The organism is Thermohalobaculum sp. (assembly GCF_058622915.1).
Genome location: NZ_JBZSYN010000077.1, coordinates 15,111 through 28,785, shown reverse-complemented (window position 1 = coordinate 28,785; position 13,675 = coordinate 15,111). Strand labels below are relative to the sequence as shown.

General features: G+C 68.3%; 10 protein-coding genes. 6 read left to right on the top strand and 4 right to left on the bottom strand.

Annotation, left to right across the window (positions count from 1 at the left end; all coding sequences use genetic code 11):
• The first annotated feature begins 187 nt into the window (after window positions 1-187).
• Window positions 188-1,204: a D-alanine--D-alanine ligase family protein gene (locus AC32QD_RS06550; protein WP_492009682.1), complete on the top strand. Its 1,017-nt coding sequence runs from the start codon at window positions 188-190 to the stop codon at window positions 1,202-1,204.
• A gap of 502 nt (window positions 1,205-1,706) precedes the next feature.
• A complete protein-coding gene (locus tag AC32QD_RS06545; RefSeq protein ID WP_492009681.1) occupies window positions 1,707-2,144 on the top strand; it encodes a hypothetical protein in 438 nt (145 codons plus the stop codon).
• Window positions 2,145-2,207: 63 nt separating this feature from the next.
• On the opposite strand, the gene AC32QD_RS06540 is transcribed toward AC32QD_RS06545, so the two are convergent.
• The 4 genes from AC32QD_RS06540 to AC32QD_RS06525 all read right to left on the bottom strand — a co-directional run bounded on the left by AC32QD_RS06540 (window position 2,208) and on the right by AC32QD_RS06525 (window position 8,434).
• Window positions 2,208-4,247, bottom strand: coding sequence for a CocE/NonD family hydrolase (locus tag AC32QD_RS06540; RefSeq protein WP_492009680.1), 2,040 nt, complete (start codon window positions 4,245-4,247; stop codon window positions 2,208-2,210).
• Window positions 4,240-5,190 (bottom strand): hypothetical protein, encoded by a 951-nt coding sequence (locus tag AC32QD_RS06535; RefSeq protein ID WP_492009679.1) that lies wholly within the window; start codon window positions 5,188-5,190, stop codon window positions 4,240-4,242. Before AC32QD_RS06535 ends, AC32QD_RS06540 begins: the two co-directional genes overlap by 8 nt.
• A gap of 173 nt (window positions 5,191-5,363) precedes the next feature.
• Complete coding sequence (locus AC32QD_RS06530) at window positions 5,364-6,674, bottom strand: HlyD family type I secretion periplasmic adaptor subunit (RefSeq protein ID WP_492009678.1); 1,311 nt, start codon at window positions 6,672-6,674, stop codon at window positions 5,364-5,366.
• The gene (locus AC32QD_RS06525) at window positions 6,671-8,434 is read right to left on the bottom strand and encodes a type I secretion system permease/ATPase (RefSeq protein ID WP_492009677.1); all 1,764 of its coding nucleotides are present in this window, start codon (window positions 8,432-8,434) and stop codon (window positions 6,671-6,673) included. Before AC32QD_RS06525 ends, AC32QD_RS06530 begins: the two co-directional genes overlap by 4 nt.
• A gap of 592 nt (window positions 8,435-9,026) precedes the next feature.
• Between AC32QD_RS06525 and AC32QD_RS06520 the strand changes: the two genes are divergently transcribed.
• From AC32QD_RS06520 to AC32QD_RS06505, 4 genes are read left to right on the top strand one after another with little or no spacing between them, the layout of a single operon-like run.
• Entirely contained in the window at window positions 9,027-10,040 is a 1,014-nt protein-coding gene (locus AC32QD_RS06520; RefSeq protein ID WP_492009676.1) for a BMP family protein, read from the top strand.
• Entirely contained in the window at window positions 10,037-11,596 is a 1,560-nt protein-coding gene (locus AC32QD_RS06515; protein WP_492009675.1) for an ABC transporter ATP-binding protein, read from the top strand. Before AC32QD_RS06520 ends, AC32QD_RS06515 begins: the two co-directional genes overlap by 4 nt.
• Window positions 11,593-12,651: an ABC transporter permease gene (locus AC32QD_RS06510; protein ID WP_492009674.1), complete on the top strand. Its 1,059-nt coding sequence runs from the start codon at window positions 11,593-11,595 to the stop codon at window positions 12,649-12,651. Before AC32QD_RS06515 ends, AC32QD_RS06510 begins: the two co-directional genes overlap by 4 nt.
• The gene (locus AC32QD_RS06505) at window positions 12,644-13,588 is read left to right on the top strand and encodes an ABC transporter permease (protein ID WP_492009673.1); all 945 of its coding nucleotides are present in this window, start codon (window positions 12,644-12,646) and stop codon (window positions 13,586-13,588) included. The genes AC32QD_RS06510 and AC32QD_RS06505 overlap by 8 nt, the downstream gene beginning before the upstream one ends.
• Window positions 13,589-13,675 lie beyond the last annotated feature (87 nt).

Genomic DNA, 13,675 nt, shown 5'->3' with positions numbered 1-13,675 from the left:
GGGTAGCGGAAGATCTTGCAAGGAAGGGCATCTGCCTGCGTCCAGGGAAAATAGTGTCTCCCGCACCGGGCTGCTCCCAGCCCGTGCGTGATACGTCGATGCAGGCACGCTCCGTCGGATGCGGCCATGCGGATTGTTGTTATAGTCTGGGTGCAGGAAATTTCGGCAATCAGCGCAGAGGCCCACCATGCCAGAGGTTCGCCGTCTCGTCGTCGTCACGGGAGACCACTCCCGCCCCGACAGCACCAAGCTCGCCGCTGCCTGGGGGCCGCAGGACCTGACCACGCACCAGCAGATGGTCGAGGCGCTGGGAAGCCTGGGGCAGTTCGATGTGACGGTCATCGACAACCACAGCGCGCTGTTCGAGCGTATCGCTCGCGCGCGACCCGATCTGGTCGTGAACTTCTGCGACACCGGGGTCTTCAACGTGCCGACCCGCGAGCTGAACCTGCCGGCCTGGCTGGAACTCAACGACATTCCCTATACCGGCGCCACGCCGCAGGCGATGATCCTGTGCTTCGACAAGCAGGTGGTGCGGCTGGTGGCGCAGGCGCTTGGGGTCGAGGTGCCGCGCGAGGGCTACCTTCCGGCCGGCGGGGCGTGGGACCAGCTGCCCGATTTCTATCCGGCGCTGCTCAAGCCCAACCGCGCCGACGGCAGCGTCGGCATCACCAAAGACGCGGTCGTGCGCAACGCGGCCGAAGCGCAGGCCTATCTCGACTTTCTGGCCCGCGAGCTGCCGCTGAGCGACGTGCTGTGGCAGGAATACCTGCCGGGGACCGAATATGGCGTCGGGCTGATCGGCAACCCCGACGCGGGGCTCGCCGCCCTGCCCCCGCTGGAGGTCGATTACTCGCAGTTGCCCGAGGGGCTCAACCCGATCCTGTCCTTCGAGTCCAAGACCGACCCGGACTCGCCCTACTGGACCGACATCGGCTATCGCGAGGCCCGGATCGATCCGGAAACCCTGCGCCGGCTCGTCGGCTGGTGCCAGACGCTGTTCCGCCGCTTCGGCCTGCAGGATTATGGGCGCTTCGATTTCCGCGTCGCCGCCGACGGCCGGCCGAAGCTGATGGAGTGCAATCCCAACCCGGCCTGGGGCTACGATGCGAAGCTGGCCATGATGGCGAGCTACGCCGGCATCCCTTACGCGCGCATGCTGGAGATGGTGATCGATGCGGCCTTCGCCCGAGTCGGGCGGTAAGTCCGCTGACGGGTGCCGCCGCACGCCCAAATGGGATGCCGCGTACCCTGTCCACGCGTGGCCACGGTATCAACGCATTGAATTAGCTGCAAATCCCCTGTGAGCCGCATTTATGGTTAACGAGGCGGATTGCTTCGTGGCACACCGCTGCGCACTCTTTCACGGACGCAGAACCAAGCCACAACGCTAGAGGAGCCGGCGCGGGATTGTGCGGGTCCAGTCACGCACCTCGACCGTTATCGACTCGCGCCGTTCTCACGTGCCGGTTGGAAGAAGCGCCATATGCCAGATAAACTGTGTTTCCGCGAGACAGTCAGAATCGGGACTCATTGTAGTCTCCCTGCAGAGAAAGCAGATCACAATTCAGCTCCCAACGACGCTTCTTTGCATTAAGTTAATCAGCTGAGTTTGCCTGCCACGGGGCTGGTCCATGGCCTCTCAAAATTCTGAACTCTCTTTGCCTGTAACGCCCGAGGAACGTAGAAGCATTCGCCGATGGCGGTTGCTGATCGTCGGGCTGTCGTTCCTTTTGCCGGTGATTTCCCTTGCGGCAGCCAAGGCGATCGAAGTGGCGAAAGTAATTCACGGTCACCCCGAAAGCCGGGAGGATCTTGCGTTGTTGCCGCTGATTGCGGTCGTATTCAACTGGCCGTTTTTCATCCTCGCTGGCACAGCCAAACGCACGGTCGTCCGTTTTCGGCCTGACGCTCAGTCAGCCAATTTGGCGCTGGCCGGCGGGCTGGCGGGTCTCCTCGTCCCCTACCTTCTTCTCTGGATGGCGATGACTGAGGAATTTGTTCTGAATGCTGCCACTCCCAGTGCCGGCGCCGGGGCGTCGCTGGTTGGTCCACCCATGGCGTGGGTAACGGGAGGCCTTTTGGCATATATCGGTTCAAAGATAGGTCCTCGCGTGTTCAGTTCGCGTCGCGATCCCCGTTAGGGCCGCACAGATCCTCGCCCGCGTTGAGTTCCAACTGGGCGGCGCTTTTATGGGGCCGCGACACTAGAGCAGCCGGCGCGGGATTGCCTGGGTCCAGTCGCGCTGGGCGACCGGCACCTCGCCCTCGAAGGCCTGGAGGTCGCCCGAGAACTGGAACGCCTCGGCGCCGGCGCTGAGCTGCATCCGGCACTCGAGGCGCACCGACCAATCGCCGCGCTTCAGAGTCGTGGACTGGACCAGCTCGGTCTCGGCCGAGAGCGGGTCGTCCTCGATGATGCGGTAGCGCTTTCTCAGCGTGTAACCGATGTCGAGGCCGATCTCCTCGATCCGCGCCAGCGCCGCGCCACCGAATTCGCCGCCGTCGCCGTAGAGCGTGTAGACCATCTCGTTGCTGGCCAGGTCGATCTCGACGGTGCGCCGCATCGGCAGGTGCCTGAGCTTCTTGTGCTCGGTGCCGGGCGCCGAGACGGGTGGCTCGAAGGGGCGCAGCGCCGCGTCCTCGGCGCGCGGCGGGCGAACCGGCAGGGTGAGGGCGCCGCTGCCGGTCTCGACCGTGAGGATCACCGGCTCGGGCGCCGGCCAGATCATCGGCCAGTAGCAGGTCGACAGGCCGAGCCGCAGGCGGTGCCCGGCGGGAATGGCGCAGGCGAGATCGTCGAGCTGGAGCCGGATGTCGTTCCACGCACCGGGCTCCAGCGGCTGGGGCCTTTCGTGGCCCTGCCGGTGGCACAGGTTCAGGATGCCGTAGGAGATGCGCGCGGAGGCGCCGTCCGGAGCGATATCGCACAACCGCGCCACCAGGAAGGCCACCGGGCGGTTGGACCTGAGCCTGATCTCGAGCACCGGCGCGCCGAACAACTCGACCGGCTCCTTGAAGGCATCGCTGTCGAAGACCAGCGAGCCGCCGTCGTCGGGGCGCTGGTCCCTGGGTGCCTCGCCGTCGGCGCCGAAGCCGCACCACTCGCCACCGCGCATGCCCAGCGTCTGGGGCGAGGAGAAGCTGACCTCATGCGCCTCGGCCGGTTCAGACGAGAGATAGCCCCAGTCGAGGACGAGACGGCGCTGCTCAATGCGCGGGCTGGGCCAGGACGGCTCGGCGATCCAGCGGCCCGGGCGCTCATCGTATTGCGGCTGGGGGGCCACGCTCTCCTGCATCCAGGCGCGCATCGCCGGCTCGTCCATGATGCCGGTGTCGATGTCCTTGAGCCAGTGGTCCCACCAGCGCACCGCCTCTTGCAGATAGCCGATCTGCGGGCCGGGTCGCGCGTCGTGCGGGAAGGCGTGCGCCCAGGGGCCGATCAGGCCCTTGCAGGGGACGCGCAGGTTGGCGAGGAGGCGCGGCACGGCGTTGGTATAGCCGTCGGCCCAGCCGCCGATGGCGTAGACCGGGCAGCGGATCGCGCCGTAGTCCTCGCTGACCGAGCCGTGCTGCCAGTAGCCGTCGCGCCAGGGGTGCCCCATCCACAGGGCGGGGAAGGGCTCGACCGCCTCGATCCGCTCGCGCCACATCGCGCGCCAGCGCTCGCCGACGATCTCCGGGTCGGGGGGAAGGGCGTTGTAGAGCGTGAGGATCGAGCCCCACTGCATGTTCTCGTTCAGAAGGCAGCCGCCACGGTAATGCGCGTCGTCGGCGTAGCGGTCGTCGGCGGCGCACAGCGTGATGATCGCCTTCAGCGCCGGGGGCGCGAGCGCCGCGACCTGCAGCGCGTTGAAGCCGCCCCAGGAGATGCCGGTCATGCCGACCGCGCCGGTGCACCAGGGCTGTTCCGCCAGCCAGGCAATGATGGCCGCCGCATCCTCGTGCTCGGCGGCCGAGTATTCGTCCTCGAGCACGCCGTCCGAATCGCCGCTGCCGCGCAGATCGACACGGATGCTGGCATAGCCGCTGAGCGCGTAGTAGCGGTGGATCGGTTCGTCGCGCGAGCGCATGAAGTCGCGCTTGCGGTAGGGAATGAACTCGAGGATCGCCGGCACTGGCCTGCGCTCGGCGCCCCGGGGGCGCCAAAGGCGCGCCGCGAGGCGGATGCCGTCGGGCATGGGAATCCACAGGTTTTCGATCTCGACGATCGAGGCCAGGTCGACCGGGTCGATCAGATCACTCACGGCGTGGCGCGCCCTTCCCCCCTGGCTCCGGCGCGCGGCGCTGGCCACGCTTGGGCAGCGCCTGACCGCTGGCGGTGAAGTGGGCCGCCAGGCGCTCGCGGGCGCGGATGCCGGTTTCGAGGTCCCAGGTGTTCACGATGGCGAGCCGGAATCCGCCCGGCGGCATGGAGTGCCAGGAGGGCGGCCGGTCTTCATGGAAGGTGATCTGCACGCTCGTGACCTCCGGAGACTGCCGGATTTCGTCGACCAGCTCTTCCGGCGGATGAGCATACTGTATGCCATGGGGCCCGAAAAGCACCACGCTGTAGCCGGTGCGGCGCGCGCCGTCGTCGTAGCGCCAGGCGCCCTTCTCGTAGAGCCGGATCACCGCCTCGACCCAGGGGCGGCCGCCGTAGAGGTCGGGCCACTGGTCGGCGAAGCGCAGATGCACCTCAATGATTCGCGCGCCGATGGTCTCGAGGTTGACCATGCCGGTATAGCCGGCGAGGTTGCGTGCGATCCAGGCGCCGCAATAGTCCTCGATGGCCGGGCGCGCCTCGGCCAGCACGGTCCAGTAGTCGAAGGTGCCGCCCTCGAGCGGCTTGCCGATGCTGTGGCGCCACCAGCGCACGTCGCCCTCGACCACGGCTGCGTCCGAGGAGACGTGCTCGCCCTGAAACAGCGGCATCCAGATGTGCCCGGGGCGCTGGAACGCCTTGTATTCCCGCAGCGTACGCATCACCCGGCTGCCCGCGCCCATGCCGCGCATGTTAAAGATCGGCTTGGAGAAGACGGGGAAGGCAGGCGGCTCGAGCCCGTGCGGGCCGCAGGTCAGGCCCTGGCGCTCGGCGATCTCGAGCTTGTTGTAGACCCACTTGTAGGCCGGGTACCAGGCCCAGGCGTCGCCGTCTTCGGTGGGGACCCGAACGCCCTCGGGACAAGGGACATCGTCGAAATATTGCATGCGCCATGGGTCGGCTTCGCAAATCGGCACTGGTCGCACCTCGTCTGGTCGCTTGGAGTCCAGTCGGGAGGGTACGCATTTTCCCGGGCGCCGTCGATGCGGCAGCCCCACGGTGCCAGCGCCGGTCGGAAATCCATGCCGCGTCTGGGGCCTCAGGCGGGTGCCGGCGCGGCTCACTGCTCGCGCATGGCGCGGTGGAAGAAGTCTGTGATGGGCTTGACCAGGTATTCGAAGGGGGTGCGCGCGCCGGTCTGGATGAAGACCTCGACCGGCATGCCGGCGACCAGTTTCTGCCCCTCGAGCTTGGCGAGCTCGCCGCGCTTCAGCAGCACCTGGGCGCGGTAGTAGGCGCGTTTCGTGCGCTCGTCGACCAGGGCGTCGGGCGAGACCTTGGAGACGGTGCCGAACAGCACCGGCGTGGTGCGCCTGTTGAAGGCGGAGAAGCGCAGCACCGCATCCTGCCCGGCATGGATCGCGTCGATGTGCCTGGGATCGACCTCGGCCTCGACCACCAGCGCCGAGTCGGTGGGAACGATGTGCAGGATCGGCTCGGCCGGGCGCACCACCGCCTTGAGCGCGTGCACGGTCATGTCGAGCACAACGCCGCCGACCGGCGTGCGCACCGCGAGCCGCGAGAGCTGCTCCTTGAGCGCGATTCGCTTCTGCTTGAGCTCGAGCTCGTGGAAGCCGATGTCGCGCAGCTTGGTCAGCGCGTCCTCGCGCCGGGTGGTCTTGAGGCGCAGCACCTCGATCTCGAGCTCGGAGACGTGGCCCTTGAGCTGCGCCGTCTGCGCCACCAGCTTGCCCCGCTCGCCGTCGAGCCGTGCCGCCTCGCGCTCGAGCGCGAGCACGCGGCTGGCCTGCGCAAGGCCCCGCTTCAGGAGCTTGCGCTGGGAGTCGAGTTCCTCGGCGATCAGCGCGCGCTGGTGCTCGAGCGAGTCGATCTGCGCCCTGGTGCCGGCGATCTGCTCGCCAAACTGCGCCTGGCGCTGGCGCATCACCTCGGTCTCGCGCTCGAGCGACTTGAGCCGCGCCAGGAACAGCGCGCGCTGGCCGTCCAGCAGAGACTGCACCTGCGGATCGGTGCTGGCCACCTCGACCAGCTCGGGGTCGAACGTGACGGTGTCGCGGTCCGCCTGCTCGGCCGCAAGCCGGCCGCGCCGTGCCATCAGCTCGTAGAGCTGGCTCTCGAGCACCTTCAGGTCGGACCTGAGCTTGGTGCCATCGAGCCGGATCAGGACCTGGCCGGCCTTCACCACGTCGCCCTCGTGCACCAGGATCTGGCCGACTACGCCACCGTCGGGGTGCTGCACGACTTGGCGACGGCTCTGCACCTCAACGCGCCCGGACGAGATCACCGCGCTCTTGAGCTTCGCCGTCGCCGCCCAGCCGCCCAGCCCGCCGCCGAGGAGCAGGATGCAGAACAGCCCCAGCCGGATATAGCCGCCGGCGCTCCAGAGATCGGCTGCGCCCGTCCGCCTCATGCCGGCTTCGCTCCGGCCCCCGACGCGGAGGCGGTGTCGCCAGCCGGCGCCGACGCGCCCCTGACCAGCTGCGGATAATTGCGCGTGCGCCGCTTCAGGACCTCGTCGCACAGGCCGAAGTCGACCTGCACGCCCCGGTCGAGCATCAGCAGCAGATCGCACGCGGCGATGGCGCTCGGCCGGTGGGCCATCACGATCACCGTGCGCCCGCGCGCCTTGGCTTCGCGGATGGTGCCGATCAGCGCCTGCTCGCCCTGGGCGTCGAGATTGGCATTGGGCTCGTCGAGCACGAGCAGCGGCGGGTCGCCGTAGAGCGCCCGCGCGAGCGCCACGCGCTGGCGCTGCCCGCCCGACAGCGCGAGCCCCCCGGCCCCGACCTGCGTGTCATAGCCCTCCGGCAGGCTGAGCAGCAGCTCGTGCGCGCCGGCCCGCCGCGCCGCCGCGACCACCTCGGCGTCGTCGCGCTGCTCGGCCATGCGGGCGATGTTCTCGGCTACGCTGCCGCTCATCAGCCCAATCTCCTGCGGCAGATAGCCGATGTGGCGGCCCAGCTCGTCGTCCGGCCACTGGTCTAGGGCCGCGCCGTCGATGCGCACCTTGCCCGCCGCGGGCCGCCATACCCCGCTCAGCACCTTGGCGAGCGTGGTCTTGCCCGCGCCCGAGGGCCCGATCACGCCCAGCGCCCGCCCCGGCCCGACGCCGAAGCTGACAGTGCGCAGAAGCGGCGCGCTCTCACCCGGGCCCGCCACCGTGACGCCCTGCACCTGCAGCACCCCCCTGGGAGCCGGCAGGGCGGTCTTCTTGGTCTCGGGCGGGGTCTTGTCCAGCAGCTCGCCCAGCGCCCGCCAGCCGCGCAGCGCGCGCTGGCCGAGGCCCCACTGGCCGATCGCCTGGTCCACCGGCGCCAGCGCCCGGCCGAGCAGGATCGACCCGGCGATCATCATCCCCGCCGACAGCTGGTGCCGCAGCACCAGCCAGGCGCCCGCGGCCAGCATCAGAGACTGCAGAAAGAATCGCAGCGCCTTCGAGGCGGAGCTGAGGCTCGCCGTGCGGTCCGATGCCAGGACCTGCCGCGCCAGCGCCTCGTGCCGTAGCTTCAGCCAGCGCCCCAGCCCGGCGCCGCGCATGCCCAGCCCCTGCACGGCTTCGGCGTTCTGGCGCAGCGCCTCGCCCAGGTTGTCGGCCTCATGGGTGGCGCGTTGCGCTTCCGCCGCCGGCCGGCGCGAGCGGAGCTGGTTGATCACGGCCAGTGCCACCAGCAGCATGCCGCCCAAAAGTGCGAGCCAACCCAGCACCGGATGCAGCAGGAAGATCACGGCGATGAAGATCGGCGTCCAGGGAATGTCGAACAGCGCCAACGGCGCCGGGCCCGAGAACAGCTGGCGCACCGCCTCGAGGTCTCGGGCCGCCGTGCTGGGCCTGGCTCGCTCGGCCGGTGTCACCGAACGCCGAAGGACCGCGGCCATGACCCGGCTGTCCAGCAGGCTCTGTATCCGCGCACCGGCGCGCGCGAGCACGCGGCTGCGGATGAACTCAAGCATGCCCATCATCGCGAAGAGCCCCGCCACCAGGATCAGCAGCGCCAGCAGCGTCTCCTCCGACCGGCTCGACAGAACCCGGTCGTAGACCTGCAGCATGAAGAGCGGCCCGGTCAGCATCAGCATGTTCACGAACACGCTGAACAGCGCCACCGAGGCAAAGTGCCCGCGACATCGCGCAATGGCGGCAATCAACTCGGACCGCCCTGCGCGCGCGTTCATGTGCCCGCCCCCATACTCGGTTGCAACATTTGGAGCCTGCGCCTCATCGCGGGTCCCGGGGCAGACGACTTGCGGCGCACGCTCGTGGCCGCGCACAGTCAGGGCCGCCGGTTAAAGCCTCACCAAACAAGCCAACAGCACCAGGTCGCGCATTGACTGTCATTCGGGATGCCAAAAAATCGTAAATTCCCGCTTACCATTACGAACGGATTCCGATCCCGGCGTTACCTGTAGTTTGAAAATGGCGGCGCGCCACCGGCTGCGGCGGCGCCAAGAACCGCGCTTCAGGCAATTGAGCAGCCCTGCCTGACTGGTCCAGTTTGTCTTCGTTGCATCCTGGCACGGAAGCGACCGGAATGAGGGTCTTTGGGGCCGTTGGCCGGGAGTTAGCGCCGATGGCTCAGTCCATTGCGGCCGGACCATGCGGAACACGGCCTCGCTCGACCGTCGCGATCGCGGCTGCCTCTGTCGTTCTCCGCAAAGTCCCGCTGTGGACGAGCCTCGGACCCGCTGCGAAAGAAAATTGACCGCGTAGACAAAGTTTCCCGCCACTGCTAGCGTCCTTCGGTTCAACAAACGCTCAGAGGGTCCCATGGAGAACAAGTCCATCAAGATCGCCGGCCTCGACCGCCGGCGGTTCCTCGAAGTGAGCGGCCTCGGCATGGCCGCCCTTGCGGTGGGCGGCACGCGCGCCCTGGCGGCCAAGAAGCTGAAGGTCGCAGCCGTCTTCTCGACGCCGATCGAGGAGCCGTGGGATCACCAGATCCACGTCGCGCTGCTCAAGGCGAAAAAGGAGATGGGCATCGACTACAACTGGGCCGAGAACGTCTCGTCGAGCGACTATCAGCGGGTGCTGCGGCAGTACGCGCGCGAGCGCTACGACTTGATCATGGGTGACGCCTTCGCCGCCGAGGACATCGCCCGGCGCGTCGCCAAGCAGTTCCCGAAGATCGCCTTCGTGTTCGGCTCGGGCGAGGGGCCGGCGGAGCCGAACTTCTCGGTGTTCGACAACTGGATCCACGAGCCGGCCTATCTGTCCGGCATGATCGCGGGGAAAATGACCAAGTCGAACATCATCGGCTCGGTCGCAGCGATGGATATCCCCGAGGTCGACCGGCTGGTGAACGCCTTTTGCCAAGGGGCCAAGGACGTGAACCCGAAGGTCAAGTGCAAGGTCACCTTCATCGGCTCGTTCTTCGACCCGCCAAAGGCAAAGGAAGCAGCGCTCGCCCAGATCGGCCAGGGTGTCGATGTGATCTATGCCGAGCGCTTCGGCGTTATCGAGGCGGCCAAGGAGAAGGGAATCTACGCCATCTCCAACATGTCCGACCAGGCCAGCCTGGCGCCGCACACCGTGATCACCGGGCCGGTCTGGGACATGTGGCCGACCGTAAAGAACGTGATCAGGCAGGTCGAGGCCAGCGTCTACACGGCGCAGGACTTCGGCAGCTTCTCCTACATGGCCAAGGGCGGCGCCAAGCTGGCGCCCTATGACGGTGCGAAGATCCCCGACGCCGTTAAGAAGCTGGTCGAGGAGAAGAAGAAGGAGATCGAGGCCGGCACCTTCCGCGTCAACGTCAACGAGAACACGCCCGTCTCGGAGTGAGCGCGCCACTATCGGCGACCGGTGAGCACAGGCAGGTCGAGGCCTCGCCTGCGCCGCTGGTCGTGCTAAAGGGCATCGTCAAGAGGTTCGGCGCCGTCGCGGCCTGCGACGGTGTCGACCTCTCGCTGCGGCCGGGCGAGATCCTCGGGCTGCTGGGCGAGAACGGCGCCGGCAAGACCAGCCTGATGAACGTGCTGTTCGGCACCTATGCGGCGGACGAGGGCAGCATCGAGGTGGACGGCAGGCCGGTCTCGATCCGCAGCTCGGCCGACGCTTTGGCGATGGGCATCGGCATGGTGCACCAGCATTTCCAGCTAGTACCGCGCCACACCGTGCTGGAGAACCTTCTGGTCGGGCGCCCCGGGCCGGACGGGCCGCTGACGCGCGAGCGCGTGGTGCGGCGGCTGACCGAGATCGGCCGCGACTTTCACCTCACGCTCGATCCAAACGCCCGCGTCGGCGACCTCTCGGTGGGCGAGCAGCAACGTGTCGAGATCTCCAAGGCGCTGGTCCGGGGCGCCCGCATCCTGGTGCTGGACGAGCCCACGGCGACGCTGACCCCGCAGGAGGCGCAGGGCCTCTTCGTCGCGCTGCGCGCCATGGCGGCCAAGGGCATGGGTGTCATCTTCATCAGCCACAAGCTGGGCGAGGTGATCGAGATCACCAGCCGCATCGCGGTCATGCGTCACGGCCGGGTGGTGGCGTGGCGCGACAATGACAGGGGCCTGTCGAAGCCCGAACTTGCCCGGCTCATGTGCGGCCGGGACCTTGCCCCGCCGGCGAAGGCAAAGGTGGCGCTTGGTGCGCCGCTCATGAAGCTGGAGCACGTCTCCACGCGCGGCGCCGGAATGGACCTGTGCGATGTGACGCTCACCGTGCGAGCCGGCGAGATCGTTGGCATCGCCGGGGTGTCGGGCAACGGCCAGCGGGCATTGGCCGACCTCGTCTCCGGCATGCTCAGGCCGACGGCCGGGCGGATCGAGATCGGCGGCGTCGAGGTGCCGAACCCCTCGCCGCGGACGATGCAGGCGCTCAAGGTCGGACGCGTGCCCGAGGACCGGCTGACCACCGGCATGATTTCGAGCCTACCGCTGAAGGAGAGCATGGCGCTGCCCTGGATCGGAACGGCGCCGTTCAGCCGCGGCGGCCGGCTCGACCGCAGCGCGATCGAGCGCTTTGCGCGCGATGCCATGGACCGCTTCGACGTGCGCGCGGCCGGGCCGGACGCGCGCACCGGGACGCTTTCGGGCGGTAACCTGCAAAAGGCCCTGCTCGCCCGCGAGTTCGCGCTGGCGCCCAGGCTCCTGGTGGCGGCGCAGCCGACGCGCGGAATCGATGTCGGCGCCATGGAGTTCATCCACCGGCAGTTCCTCGAACTCGCCGCGGGCGGCGGAGGCGTGCTGGTCATCAGCGAGGATCTCGAGGAGTTGTTCGCCCTGTCCGACCGGATCGGCGTCATCTATCACGGCCGCATCGCGGGCGACCTTGCGATCGAGGAAGCCACGGTCGAGCGCGTTGGCCTGCTGATGGCCGGCGTCGCGGAGGCCGCGGCGTGATCCGGCTCGAGCGCCGCACCGCGACGCCGCTGTGGATCCAGGCGGCGGTCCCGCTTGCCGCGGTGGTCGTGGCGCTGGTGCTGTGCGCCGGGCTCGTGGCGCTGGCGGGGGCGCCGGTGCTCGAGGCCTACGGCATGCTGTTCCTGTCGACCTTCCAGTCGAGCTACGACATCGAGGACACGCTGATCAAGGCGGCGCCGCTGATCTTCACCGGGTTGGCAGTTGCGGTCGCCTTCCGCGCCAAGTTCTGGAACATCGGCGCCGAGGGTCAGCTCATGGCGGGCGCGGTCGCGGCGGGCTTCATCGGAGGCCGCGAGTTCCTGCCGGCGGCCTCGCTGGTGCCGCTGATGATCCTTGGCTCCGCGCTGGCGGGCGCGGCCTGGGCGGCAATCCCGGCCTTGCTCAAGACCCGCCTCAAGGTCGACGACGTGGTCACCACGCTGCTGCTCAACTCCATCATGCTCTATGGCGTGATGGCGCTGCTCGAGGGCCCGTGGAAGGACCCCAAGAGCGGTTATCCCAACTCGCCCAGCATCCGCCCCGCGGCGGACTTCCCCATCGTTTTTGGCAGCGAGACGCATCTGGGCGTCGTCCTGGCCTTCGCCGCTGTCGCCGTCGTGTGGTACCTGATGGCGCGCACCACGCTCGGCTTCCACATCCGCGCAGTGGGCGCCAACCGGGAAGCTGCCGCATATGCCGGCATCCCGGTCGAGCGTGTGATCCTGACCGCAGCGCTGATTTCGGGCGCGCTCGCGGGGCTGGCCGGAGCGGGAGAGGTCGGGGGGGTGCGCTACCAGGTCACCTCGGACCTCTCCGCCGGCTACGGATATGCCGGCATCGTCATCGCCACGCTGGGCGAGCTCAGCCCGCTGGGCGCCCTGCCCGCTGCGCTGTTCTTCGCGGTGATCTTCAATGGTGCGGGCGCCATGGCGCGCGCGACGAATGTGCCCGTCTACCTGGCCGACGTGATCCAGGGCACGGCGCTCCTTGCCATGGTCGGCGCCCGTATCTTCACCGTCTACCGCATCCGGCTGAAGGGTGCGCGTCATGCTTGAGGCGCTGATCCAGGCCATCGACGTCAGCTTCTTCGCCGCGCTGGTGCGTATTGCGACGCCGCTGCTGCTGGCCACAATGGGCGAGCTTTTGTGCGAGCGCTCGGGCGTGCTCAACCTCGGAATCGAAGGCACGATGCTTCTGGGCGCGATGATCGGCTTCACCGCCGCATATTTCTCGGGCAGCCTGTGGCTGGGGCTCGTGGCAGCCATCGTCACCGGCGCACTGGCCGGCCTGCTGATGGCGGGCCTGACAGTGCTGCTCGGGGTCAGCCAGCACGTCTCGGGCATCGGCACGACGCTGTTGCTGTCGGGGCTGGCCCTGTTCCTCTACCGCATGATCTTCGGCGAGCAAGCCGTGCCGCCCAGCGTGACGCCGTTCGAGCACCTGCCGATCCCGGGCCTGTCCAGGATCCCCTTTCTCGGCCCCGTGCTTTTCGACCAGAGCGTGCTGACCTACGCCGCGCTCCTCAGCGTCCCGGCGGCGGCCTGGCTGCTTCAGCGCACGCGCTGGGGGCTGAATCTGCGCACCGTGGGGGAGAACCCGCGCGCAGCCGACACGGCCGGCGTCAACGTGTTGTGGATGCGCACGCAGGCGCTGGTGATCGGGGGCGCCATGATGGGGCTCGCCGGCGCCTATCTGACGGTCGACCAGTTCAACGCCTTCACCTTCGGCGTCGTCTCGGGGCGGGGCTGGGTCTGCATCGCCCTCGTCGTGTTCGGCCTGTGGAGCCCGTGGCGGGCGGCCGGCGGCGCCCTGCTCTTCGGGCTGCTCCAGGCGCTGCAACTGCGTCTGCAGAGCTCGAACGTCTGGCACGTGCCCTACGAGATCTTCCTCATGCTGCCCTTCGTTCTGACCATCGTGGCCATGGCCGTGGTCTCGCGCAATGCGCGGGCCCCGGCGGCGCTCCTCATCCCGTTCCGCAAGGAGGAGCAGTAATCCGGCCGCCCGATCGGGCGATGCAGCTTCGGCCCGTCATATTCTGGCCAATCGGTTCCGGCTCGGCTATGAATTTGAGAGCGCGCG